General features: G+C 47.3%; 15 protein-coding genes. 10 read left to right on the top strand and 5 right to left on the bottom strand.

The window, feature by feature from the left end; translation table 11 throughout:
* The first annotated feature begins 3 nt into the window (after window positions 1-3).
* The 6 genes from nuoL to NKE59_RS06265 all read left to right on the top strand — a co-directional run bounded on the left by nuoL (window position 4) and on the right by NKE59_RS06265 (window position 6,848).
* Entirely contained in the window at window positions 4-2,031 is a 2,028-nt protein-coding gene (gene nuoL / locus NKE59_RS06290) for an NADH-quinone oxidoreductase subunit L (RefSeq protein ID WP_353438131.1), read from the top strand.
* Window positions 2,032-2,045: 14 nt separating this feature from the next.
* The gene (locus NKE59_RS06285; protein WP_353438130.1) at window positions 2,046-3,512 is read left to right on the top strand and encodes an NADH-quinone oxidoreductase subunit M; all 1,467 of its coding nucleotides are present in this window, start codon (window positions 2,046-2,048) and stop codon (window positions 3,510-3,512) included.
* A 13-nt stretch (window positions 3,513-3,525) separates the two neighbouring features.
* Complete coding sequence (gene nuoN / locus NKE59_RS06280) at window positions 3,526-5,016, top strand: NADH-quinone oxidoreductase subunit NuoN (RefSeq protein WP_353438129.1); 1,491 nt, start codon at window positions 3,526-3,528, stop codon at window positions 5,014-5,016.
* 14 nt (window positions 5,017-5,030) lie between these two features.
* Complete coding sequence (locus tag NKE59_RS06275) at window positions 5,031-5,618, top strand: NUDIX hydrolase (protein ID WP_353438128.1); 588 nt, start codon at window positions 5,031-5,033, stop codon at window positions 5,616-5,618.
* Between the two features lie 82 nt (window positions 5,619-5,700).
* Window positions 5,701-6,183 carry a DUF1178 family protein gene (locus NKE59_RS06270; protein WP_353438127.1) on the top strand — a complete coding sequence of 161 codons (483 nt, stop codon included), beginning with the start codon at window positions 5,701-5,703 and terminating at the stop codon, window positions 6,181-6,183.
* A 35-nt stretch (window positions 6,184-6,218) separates the two neighbouring features.
* Window positions 6,219-6,848 (top strand): trimeric intracellular cation channel family protein, encoded by a 630-nt coding sequence (locus NKE59_RS06265; RefSeq protein WP_353438126.1) that lies wholly within the window; start codon window positions 6,219-6,221, stop codon window positions 6,846-6,848.
* A gap of 3 nt (window positions 6,849-6,851) precedes the next feature.
* Here NKE59_RS06265 and NKE59_RS06260 read toward each other — a convergent pair whose 3' ends face one another.
* Complete coding sequence (locus NKE59_RS06260; protein ID WP_353438125.1) at window positions 6,852-8,372, bottom strand: CoA-acylating methylmalonate-semialdehyde dehydrogenase; 1,521 nt, start codon at window positions 8,370-8,372, stop codon at window positions 6,852-6,854.
* A 115-nt stretch (window positions 8,373-8,487) separates the two neighbouring features.
* Between NKE59_RS06260 and NKE59_RS06255 the strand changes: the two genes are divergently transcribed.
* A complete protein-coding gene (locus NKE59_RS06255) occupies window positions 8,488-9,609 on the top strand; it encodes an NADH:flavin oxidoreductase/NADH oxidase (protein ID WP_353438124.1) in 1,122 nt (373 codons plus the stop codon).
* Window positions 9,610-9,686: 77 nt separating this feature from the next.
* Complete coding sequence (locus tag NKE59_RS06250; RefSeq protein WP_353439925.1) at window positions 9,687-10,637, top strand: tripartite tricarboxylate transporter substrate binding protein; 951 nt, start codon at window positions 9,687-9,689, stop codon at window positions 10,635-10,637.
* Here the strand turns inward: NKE59_RS06250 and NKE59_RS06245 are convergent.
* Window positions 10,624-11,934 (bottom strand): amidase, encoded by a 1,311-nt coding sequence (locus NKE59_RS06245; protein ID WP_353438123.1) that lies wholly within the window; start codon window positions 11,932-11,934, stop codon window positions 10,624-10,626. The two genes, NKE59_RS06250 and NKE59_RS06245, sit on opposite strands and share 14 nt — an antisense overlap.
* A gap of 100 nt (window positions 11,935-12,034) precedes the next feature.
* On the opposite strand from NKE59_RS06245, the gene NKE59_RS06240 reads away from it, so the two are divergent.
* On the top strand, window positions 12,035-12,700 hold the full coding sequence (locus NKE59_RS06240; protein ID WP_353438122.1) for a SprT family zinc-dependent metalloprotease: 666 nt from the start codon (window positions 12,035-12,037) through the stop codon (window positions 12,698-12,700).
* Window positions 12,701-12,758: 58 nt separating this feature from the next.
* Window positions 12,759-13,832, top strand: coding sequence for a tartrate dehydrogenase (locus NKE59_RS06235; RefSeq protein ID WP_353439924.1), 1,074 nt, complete (start codon window positions 12,759-12,761; stop codon window positions 13,830-13,832).
* A gap of 20 nt (window positions 13,833-13,852) precedes the next feature.
* On the opposite strand, the gene dnaQ is transcribed toward NKE59_RS06235, so the two are convergent.
* From dnaQ to NKE59_RS06220, 3 genes are read right to left on the bottom strand one after another with little or no spacing between them, the layout of a single operon-like run.
* Entirely contained in the window at window positions 13,853-14,548 is a 696-nt protein-coding gene (gene dnaQ / locus NKE59_RS06230) for a DNA polymerase III subunit epsilon (protein WP_353438121.1), read from the bottom strand.
* 17 nt (window positions 14,549-14,565) lie between these two features.
* The gene (locus tag NKE59_RS06225; protein ID WP_353438120.1) at window positions 14,566-17,664 is read right to left on the bottom strand and encodes an efflux RND transporter permease subunit; all 3,099 of its coding nucleotides are present in this window, start codon (window positions 17,662-17,664) and stop codon (window positions 14,566-14,568) included.
* Complete coding sequence (locus NKE59_RS06220; protein WP_353438119.1) at window positions 17,661-18,965, bottom strand: efflux RND transporter periplasmic adaptor subunit; 1,305 nt, start codon at window positions 18,963-18,965, stop codon at window positions 17,661-17,663. Before NKE59_RS06220 ends, NKE59_RS06225 begins: the two co-directional genes overlap by 4 nt.
* Between the last annotated feature and the right edge of the window lie 65 nt (window positions 18,966-19,030).

Below are 19,030 nucleotides of genomic sequence, written 5' to 3'. Positions count from 1 at the left end.
CGTATGGCATCCTCCTTAACTACAGCCCATCTCTGCGCAATACCGCTAGCCCCACTGGTCGGTTCTGCCATGGCTGGTTTATTAGGAACTCGATTCTTAGGTAATCGAATTGGACAGATTGCAACCCAGTCCTTAACCATATTAGGCGTTGCAATTTCCTTAATCCTTTCGTGCTGGGTCTTGGTTGAAGTAAATAATGGCTACTATTTTGATGGCAGCGTTTACACCTGGATGAAATTAGACGAGCTCAGTTTTGATATTGGGTTCTTAATCGATCCTCTAACGGCTGTGATGATGGTTGTCGTGACCTTTGTATCTCTTATGGTGCATATCTACACCATCGGCTATATGAAAGGCGAGGAGGGCTATAACCGCTTCTTTGCTTATATTTCCCTGTTCACCTTTGCCATGCTGATGCTGGTGATGAGTAACAATATGTTGCAGCTGTTCTTCGGCTGGGAAGCGGTAGGCGTAGTCTCTTACCTCTTGATTGGTTTTTATTACGACCGACCCACTGCGATCTTTGCCAATATGAAAGCTTTCTTGGTGAACCGGGTTGGTGACTTTGGCTTCATATTAGGGATTGGTTTGTTATTGGCCGCTACTGGCTCTATGAACTATGCCGATATCTTTGCCCAAAATACTGTGATGGCTGCTCAAACAGTGCCAGGTACGAGCTGGAACTTGATAACAGTTGCCTGTATCTGTTTATTTATTGGTGCAATGGGCAAGTCAGCCCAGTTCCCGCTCCATGTATGGCTCCCAGATTCCATGGAAGGCCCAACCCCGATCTCTGCATTGATTCACGCTGCGACCATGGTGACCGCTGGCATTTTTATGGTTAGCAGAATGTCACCTCTCTTTGAGCTATCGGATGTTGCCTTGAGTTTCATTTTGGTCATCGGCTCGATTACTGCACTCTTTATGGGCTTTTTAGGAATCGTGCAGACCGATATTAAGAGGGTGGTGGCATATTCCACACTCTCACAATTAGGTTATATGACCGTTGCTCTCGGAGTATCTGCTTATCCAATCGCCATATTCCATTTAATGACCCATGCATTCTTTAAAGCCTTATTGTTCTTAGGTGCGGGTAGCGTCATTATTGGCATGCATCATGAGCAAGATATGCGTAAGATGGGCGGTTTATGGAAGCACATGCCGATTAGCTGCTTGATGATGCTATTAGGATCGTTAGCACTGATTGGTACACCATTCTTCTCCGGTTTTTACTCTAAAGACTCGATTATTGAAGCGGTAGCCGCTAGTACTATTCCTGGCTCAGGCTTTGCTTACTTTGCGGTCATGCTGAGTGTCTTTGTGACCGCTTTGTACTCCTTCCGCTTGTACTTCTATGTGTTTCATGGCAAAGAGCGATTTGGTCACGATGACCATAACCATGGCCATGATGAACACCATGGGCTTGCACCGGGACAGAAACCTCATGAGTCTCCTTGGGTAGTTACTCTACCTCTCATCGCATTAGCGATCCCATCGGTCATTATTGGTTACTACACTATTGATCCTATGCTCTTTGGCAAGTTCTTTGGGGATGCAATTTTTGTGGATGCGGTAAAGCATCCGGCGATGGCGACCCTGGCATCCCATTTTCATGGACCAGTGGCGATGGCCTTGCATGGATTTACGACCCCCGTATTTTTACTCTTGGCGCTCGGAGTGCTTGTGGCTGCTATCTGTTATTTATGGGTTCCTTCACTCCCCGAGAAGATTGCCAAAGTCTTTGCTCCTCTTAAGAAAATTTTGGATAACAAGTACTACTTAGATGATCTTAATCAATGGATATTTGCCAAGGGCGCACTCTTGATCGGTGGTGGTTTATGGAAGCAGGGTGATCAACGGGTCATTGATGGTTGGGTGGTTAACGGTAGTGCACATTTAGTTGGTAAGTTCTCGGGCGTGATTCGGCAATTGCAATCGGGTTATTTGTATCACTACGCCTTTGCCATGATATTGGGTTTAGTTAGCTTGTTAGCCTGGATTTTGTATACCCACATTTATATCGCTTATTAAGTAAAGCCTTCACCATGATTCTTTCTTACGCCATTTGGATCCCGATTGTTTTTGGTCTGATCATCTTGATCTATGGCTCAGAGCGTCCATCGGCTGGCGTCCGTTATCTTGCTTTGTTTGGCGCTATTCTTGGATTCATCGCTACATTGCCACTGATTACTAATTTTGATCTAGCAAATCCAGGCATGCAATTTGTGGAGAAGTTCAGTTGGATTCCCCGCTATGACATTAATTACTCTTTGGGAGTTGACGGTATCTCGGTTTGGTTTGTAGTTCTGACCGCCTTCATTAATATTTTTGTGGTGATTGCGGCTTGGGAGGTGATTACTGAGAAGGTATCGCAGTATTACGCCGCCTTCATGATCCTTTCGGGTTTGATGATCGGTGTGTTCTCTGCGCTTGATGGTTTACTCTTCTACATATTCTTCGAGGCTACTCTAATCCCGATGTACATCATCATCGGTGTGTGGGGTGGTAAAAATCGTATCTATGCGGCATTCAAGTTTTTCTTGTATACCTTGCTGGGATCATTACTCGCCTTAATAGCATTGCTTTATTTGTACAACCTTAGCAATACCTTTGACATATTAGCTTGGCATCACACGAAACTCGATATTGTTGAGCAGGTCTTGCTCTTCATTGCCTTCTTCATGGCCTTCGCGGTTAAGGTTCCCATGTGGCCGCTACATACTTGGTTGCCTGATGTGCACGTGGAGGCGCCTACTGGTGGCTCCGTGGTCTTGGCAGCTATTATGTTGAAGCTAGGTGCTTATGGATTTTTGCGTTTCTCCTTGCCGATAGCGCCAGATGCAAGTCAGTATCTTGCCCCTTTCATAATTTTCTTATCCTTGGTGGCGGTCATTTATGTTGGCTTAGTTGCCTTAGTCCAGCAGGACATGAAAAAACTCGTGGCCTATTCATCGATCGCACATATGGGTTTTGTGACCTTGGGCTTTTTCATCTTTAGTCCTTTGGGTATCGAGGGCGGCATTATTCAGATGATCTCTCACGGTTTTGTGTCGGGTGCGATGTTCTTGGCTATTGGCGTTCTCTACGATCGTATGCATACACGCCAGATTGCGGATTATGGTGGCGTGGTTCACCGGATGCCTAAGTTCTCCGCTTTCATGGTATTGATGGCGATGGCCAACTGTGGCTTACCAGCAACCTCTGGATTTGTGGGGGAGTTTATGGTGATCCTGGCCGCTGTCGATTATGACTTCATGATTGGACTCTTATCGGCCACTGCCTTGATCCTGGGTGCGGCATATTCCCTATGGATGGTTAAGCGCGTTATCTTTGGCGCCATTACCAATCCTCAGGTTGATGGCTTGGTGGACCTAAATAATCGTGAGTTTATGATGTTCATTGTTTTGTCGATCTGCGTGATCGGTATGGGCGTCTATCCAAAACCATTCACCGACATTATTCATCCAGCAGTGATGCAACTGCTTGAGCATGTCGCTATTAGCAAACTCTGAGTAAAGTACATTTATGGACTCCTTTGACCTTATCGCGATTGCTCCAGAGCTCGTCTTAATTACGATTAGCTGCTTATTGTTGGTCAGTAGTGCGTTTGTTAAAGAAGCGAAGGGCGATCCTGAGCAGGATGTATTCCATGCTCCTAGAGCCGCATCCTATGTGTACTCGGTGGCTTGCCTTCTCTTAATTGGCTTGGGTGCCGCATTCATTACACGGATCGCTGATCTTCCTTACCTTGCAATGGCTGGATTGTTCCAGTCCGATGCGATTGCTAATTTGTTAAAGGCTGGATCTTGCTTTGCCTTACTCCTCAGCCTTATTTACTCCAAGCAATATTTGATTGATCGGGGCCTGTTTAGACCGGACTTCATTGTGCTAACCCTATTTGCTTTGTTAGGACAGCTGGTCTTAATCTCTGCAGCAAATCTTCTTACCTTATACCTTGGCTTAGAGTTAATGGCGCTGTCCACCTATGGATTAGTGGCGATGCGTCACTCCAGCGGCCTCTCTTCTGAAGCTGCTATTAAGTATTTTGTCTTGGGAGCGTTAGCATCTGGATTCTTGCTCTACGGTATGTCAATGATCTATGGTGTAACCGGGTCACTGGATTTACTAGAGATCCTACGACTTCTGCTCGACCCCAGAATTAACCACTTAGTGATGGCATTTGGCCTGGTCTTCATTGTGGCTGGCTTAGCCTTTAAGTTTGGGGTAGTGCCATTCCATATGTGGGTGCCTGATGTTTACCAGGGAGCGCCTACAGCAGTGACCTTACTGATTGCCGGAGCCCCAAAGCTGGCCGCGTTTGCCTTACTATTCCGCTTGCTCATTAATACCTTATTGCCCTTGATTTCAGATTGGCAGCCGATGCTAATGATTTTGGCAGTACTATCTCTAGTACTCGGCAATGTCACAGCCATTGCGCAAACCAACCTTAAACGGATGTTGGCATACTCAGCAATTGCCCAAATGGGTTTTGTATTACTGGGTATGTTGTCAGTCTTTGATGATCATGCATACAGTGCCTCGATGTTCTATGCCATTACCTATGTGATTACTACCTTGGGTACCTTCGGCTTCCTAATGGTTCTCTCGCGCAAGGGCTATGACTGTGAGACCTTGGAGGGGTTGAAGGGTCTCAACCGTAAGCATCCTTGGTATGCATTTATTGGGCTCGTCATGATGTTCTCATTAGCCGGGATTCCGCCGACAGTTGGATTTGCAGCCAAACTCTCTGTATTGGAAGCTTTGGTGGATGCAGATTTCATCGTGTTGGCTGTGATCGCAGTGATTGCTTCCTTAATCGGCGCCTTCTACTATTTGCGCGTGGTTAAGGTCATGTATTTTGATGAGCCGGTGCATGAGCAGTCTGTGAATGGCACCAGTTTTGCTAAGGGTATTCTTGGCATTAACGGTTTAATGATCCTTGTTCTCGGAATATTCCCTGCTGGACTCATGAGCTTGTGCTTGAATGCGATGCGCAGCACTCTCATTGGTTCTTAAATAGAGAGTAGAGCGTGAGCGAGAAATCCTTCCAAGACCTCGCCCACGACGACGATCGTCTCGTCGAAAAAAGGATATCCGGGGAGGGAGTCTACGATGGCATCTTCCTCAAAATGAAGCGCGATACCGTCTCTTTACCAGATGGGCAGCATGCCCTACGCGAGTACCTAGAGCACCCTGGAGCGGTTGCTATTCTGGCTGTATTAGATGATGGCCGTATTTTATTGGAGCGCCAATACCGCTATCCAATCTCTCAGGCTGTGATCGAGATCCCTGCCGGTAAGTTAAATGTCGGCGAAGATCCGCTCTTGTGTGCTCAGCGGGAGCTTCAAGAGGAGACCGGCTATACCGCCAAGCGCTGGAGCAAGATTAGGCGTATTCATCCAGTGATTTCGTATTCAACTGAGTTCATTGATATTTATTTGGCTGAGGGCTTAATCCCAGGTCCGGCACGACTTGATGAGGAAGAGTTTTTGGACGTCTTTGCAGCGCCCTTAGAAGAGCTCTTGGAGTGGGTAGAATCTGGCAAGATTACGGATGTAAAAACTATCATCTCGACTTACTGGTTAGAGCGTCGCCGATGCGCCTCATCAAACTCCTAAGCCATAAAGCATTAAACTGGCAATATCTACAAAAATACTCTTTCTCTCTTGAATTTAGGCCAGAGGCCCCCATCTATTACCCATGAAAGTTTATAACTTAGCTTGCGCTCATGAGCATCACTTTGAGGGCTGGTTTGTGTCTGAAGACGATTTCCTGAGCCAGCAGTCGGGTGGAGGCTTAGGCTGCCCCATTTGCGATAACGCTGAGGTGCGACGCTTACCATCGGCACCGCATATTGGTGGCAGAGCCAGTCAGGAGCAATTGCAGCCCGCCTCGGTGACAACAGAGCCTGCGCAAACGATTGCTTTATCCAATGCTGATCATGGCCAATTGGAGAAGCAGATCCAAGCAACCTTTATGAAGGCCATGCGTGATCTAGTCAATAAATCAGAGGATGTGGGTTCATCATTCGCAGAAGAAGCCAGAAAGATACATTACAAGGAAACTCCTGAGCGGAGTATTCGGGGGCAGACCTGTGCGGATGAGGTAAGTGCCTTACGTGAGGAGGGGATTGATGTACTAGCCCTCCCAGAAATGCCGCTCCTCAAAAATACTTTGCAATAATTACTTCCTCTCTATTTATTGACTAGGAAGGCTCGATGGAAGAGCTTAGTTTTTGGGTTGGTATCGTTGCCTCTGCAGCCTTTGCAATTACAGGTGTTCTTGCTATTTCGGAGCGGGGTGTTGATCTCTTTGGGGTTCTGGTCTTAGGAATCATCACAGCCATTGGTGGCGGAACCATTCGGGATGTGATTATGGGGGTGCCGGTCTTTTGGGCCGATGCACCTATTTATATCTTGGTTGCTGCAATTGCCAGCATCATTACCTTTTATTCCGAGTCAATACTTTCTCAGCCTCAGTTGTATAAAGCCATTCTTTATATCGATGGTCTGGGGGCCGCTTTGTTTGGGATACAGGGGGCGGATAAGGCTTGGCATGAAGATTTCGGTGGTTCCGAAGCAGCCATTATCTTGGGGGTTGTAACAGCAATTGGTGGGGGATTGATTCGGGATGTATTGGCAGGTCGCAAAACCTTATTAATGTCCTATGAGCTATATGCAATTCCCGTATCACTCGGTTGCATGCTTTATGTCTTACTCCTAAATTATTTCCCAGAGTATGCAATGCCAGGATCGATTGCTTGTATCTTACTAATCTTTTGCTTTCGATCCGCAGCCATCTACTGGAACCTGACGGTTCCAGCGATGTTCATCTCAAGAAAAAAGTAGTTGTTACTTCGAGGTTGGCATGACAAACTCAGCACCTTTTGAGATGCTCTCAGGCCAACGCTGCATGACACTTTTTTGCTTGGTATAAAAACGCACCCCTTCTTTGCCATAGGCATGGGTATCACCAAATAAGGAGCGCTTCCAACCACCAAATCCGTGCCAAGCCATCGGTACCGGAATCGGTACATTAATACCAACCATACCAACTTGAACGCGACGGGCAAACTCACGAGCAATATTGCCATCGCTGGTGAAGCAAGCTACGCCATTGCCAAACTCATGAGCATTCACTAGATCGAGTGCTTCACTAAAATTAGCAACCCGTACACACGAGAGCACAGGACCGAAAATCTCTTCTTTATAAATGGTCATATCAGGTGTAACTGCATCAAAGAGGGTGCCGCCTAACCAGAACCCCTGATCAAAGCCAGGCACTTTAAGTCCACGACCATCTACTAAAAGCTTAGCCCCACCCGCAACACCTTTTTCGATATAGCCTGTAATGCGATCGAGAGCCGCACGCGTTACGATGGGACCCATCTCAGCATCAAGCTCAAGACCATTCTTTACTTTCAAGGTTTTGGTACGCTCAATTAATTTAGGCATTACTTTGTCAGCTGCTTCGCCCACTAATACGGCAACTGAGATTGCCATGCAGCGCTCACCAGCAGATCCGTAGGCTGCGCCAACTAAGGCATCCACCGCTTTATCAATATCGGCATCGGGCATGACCACCATATGATTCTTGGCGCCACCTAAAGCCTGAACGCGCTTACCAAAATGAGCGCCGCGCTCATAAATGTAATTAGCGATTGGGGTCGAACCCACAAAGCTAATTGCTCTGACATCTGGATGCTCAATCAATGCATCTACAGCCTCTTTATCACCCTGCACAACATTAAAGACGCCATCTGGCAATCCAGCCTCTTTCAAAAGGCGCGCAAGCAATAAGGAGGCAGAGGGATCGGTCGGGCTCGGTTTGAGGATGAAGGTATTGCCGCATGCAATCGCAACGGGGAACATCCACATCGGCACCATGACTGGAAAATTGAAGGGGGTAATGCCTGCTGCAACACCCAAAGGTTGACGCATAACCCAGTTATCGATATCGGTTGAGACCTGCTCGGTGTAATCTCCCTTTAAGAGTTCTGGGATAGCGGTCGCAAATTCTAAGATCTCAATACCCCGGGTGACTTCACCTTGAGCATCAGTAAAGACTTTGCCATGCTCAGCGGTGATGATGGCGGCGAGTTCATCGCGATGACGGTTCAGAAGGTCAAGGTATTTAAAAAGAATACGGGCGCGACGAAGCGGCGAGGTGTTGCCCCAAGCAGGAAAGGCTGCTTGTGCTGCAGCAACAGCCTTGCCCACATCGGCTTTGCTAGCGAGAGCAACGCGACGGGCTACCGAGCCCTTGGCAGGGTTGTGTACATCGGCAAAACGTGTGCCCTGTGGCATAACAACTTGACCACCGATATAGTGAGCAATATCTTCTTTAATTTCAAAGGCTTGAGGAGCGTTCATGGTAATTATGTCTCGTATTGATGATTGGGCCTAGATTGTCTTGGCAACCAGAAAGGGTCTTAAAAATCACTTGGTATCATTTTAATCCTTTCAATCACTTTTGGTCATTTATCCCATGAGCCTCTTATTTTCAGACTATTCACTACCTGCCCCAGAGGGCTCTATGCAATTACCGAATCGAGTCGTGGTGGCGCCTATGTGTCAATACTCGGCAGTAGAGGGTGAGGCAAGTGATTGGCATTTAATGCACTGGGGTAATTTGTTGAACAGCGGGGCGGGGCTCTTTATTATTGAAGCCACAGCAGTAAGTCCCGAAGGCCGCATCACTCCCTATTGTTTAGGTCTCTGGGATCAAAAAACTCAGACTGCATTAGAAGATAAATTATTGCGGGCACGCAAACTTGCCCCGAAGACACGGGTGTTTATTCAGCTGGCTCACGCTGGTCGCAAAGCCTCAAGTGCAGCACCATGGCAAGGCGGTCAGATCCTTCCATCAGAGAGTGGTGGCTGGGAGACCCAGGCGCCCTCCGCAATTCCTCAGCTAGATGGTGAGCGTAATCCCCATGAGTTAAGCACGGCAGAGATGCAAGTCATTATTAAGAACTTTGTCGAGTCAGCCAGACGAGCGAAAACAATTGGGATCGATGGAATTGAATTACATGCTGCTCACGGCTATTTATTGCATCAGTTCTTATCGCCGATTGCCAATCAACGTCAGGATCAATACGGCGGCTCCCTTGAGAATCGGATGCGCTTTGTGCTGGAGCTATTTTCTGCGGTACGCAAAGAGTGGGGCGGGGTCTTAGGAGTTAGGCTCTCGGCATCTGATTGGATTGAGAATGGTTGGAGTCTTGAAGAGTCGGTTGAGCTCACACAACGGCTAAAGTCTTTGGGGTGTGATTACATCCATGTTTCTTCTGGCGGTATCTCCCCTAAACAGAAAATTCAGTTGGGGCCTAATTATCAAGTGCCCTTTGCAAAAGAGATTAAGCAAAAAACCGGTATGGCAACCATGGCGGTTGGCTTAATCACTGAGCCAATTCAAGCAGAAGAGATCTTGCAAAATCACGAAGCGGATTTAATTGCCTTAGCCCGAGCCTTCTTGTATAAACCCCGGTGGGGATGGGAGGCAGCCGCTGCATTACAGGGGCATGTATCAGCTAGCCCACAATACTGGCGTTGCCTACCGCGTGAGGCTCAGGCAGTATTTGCCGATGTCAAAATGGGACAGCGTTAAGATATTACGATAATGATGAACATAATTTTTGGAGACGACACATGCGCACAGTAAGACTCTTGCAACTTAAACAAATCATGGGATTTTTAGCTACTGTATTCATGCTGGCTGGCATAACCCATGCACAAACATTTCCAGATCGCCCCATCACGATCGTCGTACCCGTGCCTCCAGGAGGATTGGTCGACGCATCGGCTCGTTTACTAACGGAGCCTCTTAACCGAGTGACTGGGCAATCGATCATCATTGATAACCGCCAAGGTGCAAGCGGTAATATCGCCTACCAATATGTGGCTAAGAGTAAGCCAGATGGCTATACCTTATTGGCTTCTTACTCGGGTTACCATGCCGCCAATCCATTGCTTATGGATAAATTAAGTTGGGATCCGTTTAAGGACTTCACACCCATTGCATTGCTGACAGTTGCTATGAATGTCATTGCGGTTCATCCATCAGTTCCAGCGAATAATCTTAAAGAGTTTATTGCTTATGCAAAAGCTAATCCAGGTAAGTTGAACTATGCCTCACAAGGTAACGGCTCGGTATCGCATATTGGTACAGAGATCTTTGAGCAAGCCACTGGCATTAAGTTGACCCATGTTCCATACAAGGGATCAGGCCAAGCCATCCAGGACGTACTGGCAGGGCAGGTTCAGGTTTTTATTACAACGCCACCTTCTGTCATGGGACATGTCCAAACTGGCAAATTAAGGGCTTTAGCTGTTACAGGTAAGGCGCGTCATCCGATGATGCCCAATGTGCCAACAGTTGCTGAGGCAGGCTTACCTGGTTTTGAACTCGAGTCTTGGGTTGCTTTGTATGCCCCCGCTGGAACACCTGCAGCGATTGTGAATAAATTAACGCAGGATGTTAAAAAGGCTTTAGAGCTTCCTGAAGCCAAGCAACGAGGGGATGCAGCAGGGATTGAGGTACGCTATCTTAATCCGCAGGGAACCGATGCCTTACTCAAGAAAGAAATTGCATTGATGCAAAAGGCGATTAAATCAGCCAACATCAAGCTTGATTGAGTGCTAGCGGGTCTGATAGGTTTTGCGCTAAGGCGTGTGCCACACTGAGTAGTAGGCGATCGCGTCTTGGGCCTGCAACTAAGGTTACGCCAACCGGCAAACCCTTAGGGCCGCTGGTGACTGTCAAGTTGATGCAGGGTAAACCCATTAAGGTCCAGCCACGACTAAATACAGGATCGCCAGTTTGTTCTATGGTGTGCGGAGCTTCGCCTGTAGCGCTTGGTGCAATCAGAATATCGAATTGATCTTCAAATGCTTGGCAGAGCTCTGCGCCAGCTCGCCACGCCTGGGTCAAGGCCTCACTGTATTGAGAGTATTTAATCGCATCACCGCGTTGAATAATGGTTTGAAGGGTTGTGCTAATTTGATCCAGATGATTAAGTTTCTCGAAGGTAAAGCTTTTAGCCATTTCAAACAACATAATCGTTGTCTGGATCTCAGTTAGCGTTGCGCAAGAGGGCGGAAGGGTAATCTCAGAAACGCCCTCTTTTGCAAAGGACTTCGCTGCAAAGCCTGCTAAGGAGAGAGCGGCTGCAGTTTCTGCTTGAGCCATTGCGAAATCAGATGTTCTACAAATACCAATGCGAACCTTATGCTCGAGCGGATCGATCTTAGCAAGATCATGATCGGCTGACATGGCAGCAATGCCAAGAGCCACATCGGATACAGTTCTTCCAAAAACACCAAGCGTGTCCAGTGATACCGATAAACTTTTTACACCCCCGATACTGATTTTTCCATAGCTTGGTTTGTATCCTACAACTCCACAATAACTAGCAGGTCGAATGATGGATGCTGCAGTTTGACTACCCGTGGCGAGCGGTACCATGCAGTCGGCTACAGCGGCGGCCGATCCGCTGGAAGAGCCCCCTGGTGTGTGATCTAAGTTGCGTGGATTGCAGGTAGGACCAGGCTTAAAGCTAGCAAACTCCGTAGTCACGGTTTTGCCTAAAACAATTGCTCCTGCTTCTCGCATCAAGGAGACAGATACCGCATCACATACCGGATGATTATTGCCATAAATCGGTGAGCCATAGTTAGTGGGAAGATCATGCGTATCAAAGAGGTCTTTAACTCCAATCGGTAAGCCATGCAGTATTCCTTGTACAGCACCTCGGTCTAGTTCTTGGGCAGTGCGGATGGCATGTTCCTTACCCAAACTGACCCAGGCATGCACCTGGTTCTCACGTAAACCAATTTGATTTAGACAATCGAGTAATAAATCTTCGGCTTTGATTTCTCGTTGGGCAAGCGCTCTGGCTGCTTGGCTGGCACTGAGATTAGCTAGATTCTTCAAGGAATGGATCCCTCTTTAAGAAATACGTTTATGCTCACAGATCTACAAATTGTTCCCTTTTAGAATACCCCAATTCATATACCCCTTCCAGAATCAGATCATGAGTCAGTTAGCCGTTCCACACACAACCCGCGAAGCTTGGCTTCAAGACGGTGTTCGTCATTTAGAGCCCATTTTCTCAAAGGCAGGCTATGCCATTCCACCAGTTCGAGTATCTTGCGGTTTTCCAGCCTCCAGTAGCCCACGGACCACCCTAGGTCAGTGTTGGCCTCGTGAGCGATCGGGTGGTGGCGTTAATGAGATCTTTATTTCACCGAAATTAGATGACCCAGTTGCATTGTTAGATACCTTGGTGCACGAGTTATGTCATGCAGTGGATGACTGTCACAGCGGTCATGGTGAGGACTTTAAAGGGATTTGCCAATCGGTTGGTTTAGAGGGGCCAGCTCGCATGGCGCATGCCTCTGAAGAGTTGCAAGTGCGTCTAATGACCATTAGCCAAAAATTAGGACCTTATCCCCATCAAGCTATTGTTTTTCCACCCCCAAGATCAAGTAATCTAAGTCGTAATAAAGCGACCTGCCCGCAGTGCGGTTTTGAGGTAACCCTCTTAAAGCGTTGGTCTAGTTACGGAGCTCCTATTTGCCCAAAAGATAATCTACGAATGGTAGAGGCGGCTCTTTCAATTCCAGCCGCAGAAACCGATGAAGAGGCAAGAGAGAAAGAACGCAAGGCCGATCGTGAGATCCGGCGAGCAATCAGCTAGTAAAATCAGATCCTTTAGCCATTAATCGAGACCGTACGCAATGAACATCCAGAAAAAAATAGTAAATCCAAAAATTGCCGTTATTCCGGGAGATGGAATCGGTAAAGAGGTGATGCCAGAGGGCGTTCGTGCCCTAGAGTCAGCCGCACGAAAGTTCGGGATTCAATTTCAGTTTGATCACTTTGATTTTGCAAGTTGCGATTACTATCAAAAGCACGGCAAGATGATGCCAGACAATTGGTTTGATACTCTGATGAAGTATGACGCTATCTTCTTTGGCGCTGTTGGTATGCCCAATATCTTGCCAGACCATTTATCACTCTGGGGCAGCTTGATTCAGTTCCGCCGTCGCTTTGATCAATACGTTAATTTGCGGCCAGTCCGTTTACTACCAGGAGTACCATGCCCACTCGCTAATCGCAAACCGGGCGATATTGATTTCTTTGTAGTGCGCGAGAACACTGAGGGAGAGTACTCAGCAGTTGGTGGAAAGATGTTTGCTGATACAGAGCGTGAGATTGTGGTGCAAGAATCTGTCTTCTCTCGGCACGGTGTCGATCGTATTCTCAAGTTTGCTTATGAGTTAGCTCAGAGCCGACCCAAAAAGCACCTGACATCAGCCACTAAGTCGAATGGCATTGCGATTACCATGCCATACTGGGATGAGCGGGTTGAGGTCATGGCAAAAAATTATGCTGATGTGCGGACTGATAAGTATCACATTGATATCTTGACCGCACAGTTTGTGATGAACCCAGATCGTTTTGATGTGGTGGTTGCCTCCAATTTGTTTGGCGACATTCTCTCGGACTTGGGACCCGCATGTACCGGAACGATTGCAGTAGCGCCATCGGCCAGTATTAATCCAGAGGGTAAGTTTCCATCCCTGTTTGAGCCAGTACATGGCTCTGCCCCAGACATTTATGGCAAGAAGATTGCAAATCCAATTGGACAAATATGGAGCGCTGCATTAATGCTAGACCATCTCGGCTATCCAGAGGCTGGTCAAGCGGTATTTAATGCAATCGAGAAAGTCTTATCGGCAGGACCGGGGCATGCACCATTAACTCCTGATATTGGTGGCAAAGCGAGTACTGAGGATTTAGGTAAGGCAATCGCTGCAGCGATTTAACACACGAGTAGTTGGACGTTCTAAAGACCCCAGACCGGGGTCTTTTTGCTAGCCTTGCCGATATCCTCAAGGGCTTTGCTATGTGCCTCACAGTCGAGATCGCTAGCCTTGAAATAAACTAGATTGCTTGGTAGAGGAGCTCGTTCTAAACCATTTAAGCCGTTAGTACTGTAATCAATTAAATCAATGGTGAGATCCTCCTGACCCCGGGTCATGGCGAGATATACCTCGGCCAATAACTGAGCATCCAGTAAGGCGCCGTGTAAGGTGCGATGTTCATTGCTAATCGCAAAGCGTTCACACAAAGCATCTAAGGAGTTACGCTTTCCTGGGAACATACGTCTTGCATCGATTAAGGTATCCACTACCTTCTCAACATGCTCTGTAAAGATCGGTCGCTTTAACAAGGCATATTCAGTATTGAGGAATGACAGGTCAAATGGCGCATTATGGATAATAACCTCGGCATCTTTTACGAACTCTGTCAGCTCTTCCACAATATGTGCAAACAAGGGTTTGTCGGATAAGAACTCTCTGGAGAGTCCATGAACCGCAAACGCACCCTCGGCGATATCACGCTCTGGATTAATGTAGTGATGAAGTGTTTTACCGGTTTGGCGACGGTTAATAAGTTCAATACAACCAATCTCGATAATCCGATCACCCGTGGCGGGATTAAGTCCGGTTGTCTCTGTATCTAGAATAATTTGACGCATGCCTTATTGTAAGGTCTTTAGGTGTCTTTCAGCATCTCGGGTGGTATTTCAAGGGGACCGTTACCAGACCAACGATCCAGATAGAGATAGATGACCGGTGTAATAAACAAAGTAACGAATTGAGAGAGGATTAATCCACCAACGACGCTCACCCCGAGAGGTTGCCGTAACTCAGCGCCAGCACCTAAGCCAAGGGCGATGGGTAGGGCGCCTACGATAGCTGTCAAGGTAGTCATCATGATCGGTCTGAAACGCAGAATACATGCCGAACGAATTGCCTCGGTAGGACTCATGTTTTGATTGCGTTGTGCATCCAAGGCAAAGTCAATCATTAGAATGGCATTCTTTTTCACAATCCCGATCAGCATCAAAATACCAATCGTGGCGATGATCGTGAGCTCCATTCCAAACATCCAAAGTGAAAGTAGCGCACCAATTGCAGCAGACGGTAAACCAGCCAAAATCGTAATGGGATGGATATAGCTCTCATAGAGAACGCCCAACAGAATATAAATAACCAGCAGGGAGGCAATGATCAAGATAAATTGACCACCCTGATTACCTTTAAATACCTTAGCATCACCGCCATAGCTTGTAATGATGGAGGGCGGTAATTGAATGTCTTTAACGTATTTCTCAATCTTGTCGGTTGCATCACCAAGGGGAACATCTGGAGCCAAGTTAAAGGAGAGAGTCACCGCTGGAATCTGGCCCTGATGGTTGACCGCAGTAGGACCAATAGTGCGCTTGAATGAAGCAAGACTGGATAGCGGTATGAGTTGATTGGTGGAGCGTCCTCGCACAAATACTTTTGCAAGATCCGTTTCAAACTGGCGCTGATCCTCGGCGGTCTCTAAGATCACGTAATACGTATTGACGCTGGTGTAGATGGTCGAGACCTGGCGTTGCCCAAATGCATTGTATAAAGCCTGTCTTATATCGGCTATGGTTATGCCTGATTGAGCAGCTTTCTCACGATTAATATCAATTTGAACATTTAGACCCTTTAATTGGGAGTCGCTGGTGACATCGCGGAAGATGGAGTCGCTGCGTATTTTCTCGAGCAACTTCTCGGACCATTCATTGACCCCCTCAAAACCCACGCTTTGCAAGGTAAATTGATAACGGCTTTTGCTTGCACGACCGCCAAGCTGTAAATTCTGCACAGGACGCATAAAAACTTGCAGGCCAGGAAGATCTCTAAACTTTATCCGCAACCCCTCTAGGACCTTCTTCATGGATTCGCGATCACCGCGGGGCTTGAGCACAATGAAGAACCGGCCTGTATTACTTCCAGAGCTGAGATTGCCACCCAGAATCGAGACAAAGTTCGCCACATTGGGGTCGTTGGCTACTATCTCTGCTGCTTTGTCTTGTAAGTCCAACATGGCTTTAAACGAGATGTCTTGATCGGCTTCGGTGGTCACTGTAATTTGACCAATATCCTCCTCCGGAAAAAAGCCTTTAGGGGTGAAAATAAACATAGCGATCGTGATCACAAAAGTAGCAATCGCGATCCAGAGAACGCGTTGACGCTTTTCTAAGGCTAGGTCTAAATAGTGGACGTAGGTTTTCTGAGTCCAATTAAACCAGCGGTCAAACTGTGTGGTAATTGCAAACTCTGGTGGGTGTTGGCCTGGTTTTGGTAGAAAGCGACTGCAAAGCATCGGCACCAATGTGAGTGATACCACTGCTGAAACTAGAATAGCTAGAGTAACCACGACGGCGAATTCTCTAAATAGCAGACCAATCGGTCCCTCCATAAAGAAGAGTGGAATAAAGACCGCCACCAAAGATAAAGAAATCGAAATGATCGTAAAGCCAACCTCCCGACTACCTTTGAGTGCTGCCTTGAGTGGATCCATACCCTCATCGACGTAACGCACGATGTTCTCCAGCACTACGATCGAGTCATCGACAACCAAACCAACTGCAAGGGTAATGCCGAGCAATGAGATGTTATCGAGGCTATAGCCCATAAAGTAGAGCAAGAAGAAGGCCCCAATTAAGGAGATTGGGAGACTCAGAGAGGGAATAACTGTCGCAGAAATATGCTTGAGGAATAAAAAGATCACCAGCACTACCAGCGCTACGGTTAAGCCCAAGGTGAAATTAACATCATGGATCGCCTCACGAATTGAGTTGGAGCGATCGTTAATCAAGGTTAACTTGATGGATCCCGGTAGTTGTTTCTCAAACTGCGGGATCATTGCTTTTACAGCATCGACTACCTTGACCGTGTTGGCGTTCGGCTGCCGTTGAATGGCAATAGCAATCGAGCGTTCACCATTGGTGGTGGCTAAGGTACGAACGTTCTCGTAGCTTTCAATGACCTCCGCAACATCTCGGAGATAAATGGGCAAGCCATTTTTTTGAGCAACGATGACATTAGCAAAGTCTTGCGCAGTCACTAATTGCTTATTGGCATAAATTGTTAAGAGCTGACGGGGTCCCTCAAGAACACCCAAAGGTGTATTGGAGTTTGCTTTGTTGATCGCTATGGATAAATCTTCCATCGTGAGGTTATTGACTGCCAGAGCATCGGGGCGAGCTTGAACACGAATTGCATAGCGTTTAATACCAAAGACATTAACCTGCGCAACGCCATCAATGGTGGATAGCGTCGGCGAGATCAAGTTCTCAGCATAGTCATTAAGCTCCGATAGATCCATGGAGGGTGAGGTCATCGCCACAATTAAGACCGGAGCATCGGCTGGGTTAACCTTGCGATAGGATGGCGGTACGGTCATCTCGATCGGAAGACGTCGCTGAGCGCGTAAGAGTGCTGCTTGCACATCAACCGCTGCTTTATCAATATCGCGATCGTTATTAAACTCAAGGGTGATATTGGTTGAACCTAAAGAGTTCACTGAGCTAATCACCGAAATGCCGTCAATGGTAGAAAACTCTTTTTCTAGAGGGAGCGCTACCGAGGAGGCCATATTCTCAGGCGATGCTCCAGGCAGGGACGCAGATACCGAGATGACCGGTGTATTAAAGCTAGGGAGCGCTGCTACTGGAATTCGTGTGTAGGCGATTGCTCCAGCAACCACCGTGACCACCGATAGCAGTACGGTCATGACCGGCCGGCGGATACATAGCTCAGAGAGCGTCATTTTTTCTCAGCGGGTTTTGACTCTGAGGGTTTTGCTTCAGAGGGCTTTACATCAGTAGGCTTTGATTCGGTTGCGGCAGGTTTGTTAGGTGGAGTTACTTTGGCCTCCCTAATTTTGACTCCGGGCCTTAAGTTCTGTTTGCCTTCGATGACGATACGCTCACCAACCTCGACCCCAGTAATCGCTGCATTGCCTTGGTAGTCATAAGTGACCTTAATGGGCTTTAGACTGACTTTATCGTCTTGACCAACAAGGTATACAAAACGACCCCTGGCATTGAGTACCACTGCTTGCGACGGAATCACAATGGCGTCTTTTAGGGTATTTGCTTCTAGCTTAATCCGTGCAAATTGGCCTGGTAGAAGAGTGCGTTTCTGATTAGGAATCTGCGCCTTGACACGGACAGCACCAATAGCTGGATCAACTTGGTTGTCGACCACAATTACCTTACCTTCATAGATCTGTGTGAGATTGTTGCCAACAGTCACCGAGACCTTCAGGTTCGCAATATCGTTTTGCATCAGTAAGGGTATGTTGTTTTCTGAAACGATAAATTGCACATTAATCGGGTCGATTTGCGTAATCGTCACCATTGCACCTGTCGTTGAGGTAGCGGTTGAGGTGGTGCTGGAGACCACCACATTACTCGCCTGCACGAGTGAGCCTGGGAACACATTGATAATGCCGGAACGCCCATCGATTGGAGAGCGAATGCTATCAAAGGAGAGCTGAGCCTCCGCTGCGCGCGCGGTGGCCATTGCTGATTTAGCATTAGCCTCTGCAGTGTCTAGACCCGCTTTCGAGATAAAGTTTTTAGCCACCAACTCTTTGGCGCGTTGTAATTGACGCTGTGCATCATCGGCTAGTGCTTTTGCCTTGTCATAGTTGGCGCGATCATTGCGATCATCCAAGGTGAAGAGAAGTTGTCCTTTCTTAACATCTTGACCTTCTTTGATATGGATCTCTTTGACCGTGTTTGTAATCATCGGTCGAATGTCGACGATATTAGCTGCGGCTACGGTACCAGTGGACTCAATGACGAGAGGGACATCTTTTTTCTCCAGAACCATTGTGGTGACTGTTTGCACCCCACCACGTTTAACCTCAGTCGGAAAAAAATGATCGTAGGCTTTATTGCCTGCATAGATCAAAATGAGAACGATTAGGATGCGCCACTTGTGTTTGATCACAAAGGCTGCGACATTTTTTAGATCAATACTCTGAATACGAGCGAGTAGAGCGGAGCCCCAAGACATCAATTTCTTTTTGAGCTGCTCGATTTTGGATAGTTTTTCAGTCACAGCGTTGGTCTAAATAGCTTTTATATTTATAGAGTTAAACCATTCTCTCACAAGCGATATGTCTG

Source organism: Polynucleobacter sp. UK-FUSCHL-C3, assembly GCF_040409815.1.
Lineage (GTDB): Bacteria > Pseudomonadota > Gammaproteobacteria > Burkholderiales > Burkholderiaceae > Polynucleobacter.
Note: the sequence above shows the minus strand (reverse complement) of the source record. Positions and strands in the feature narration are given on the sequence as shown.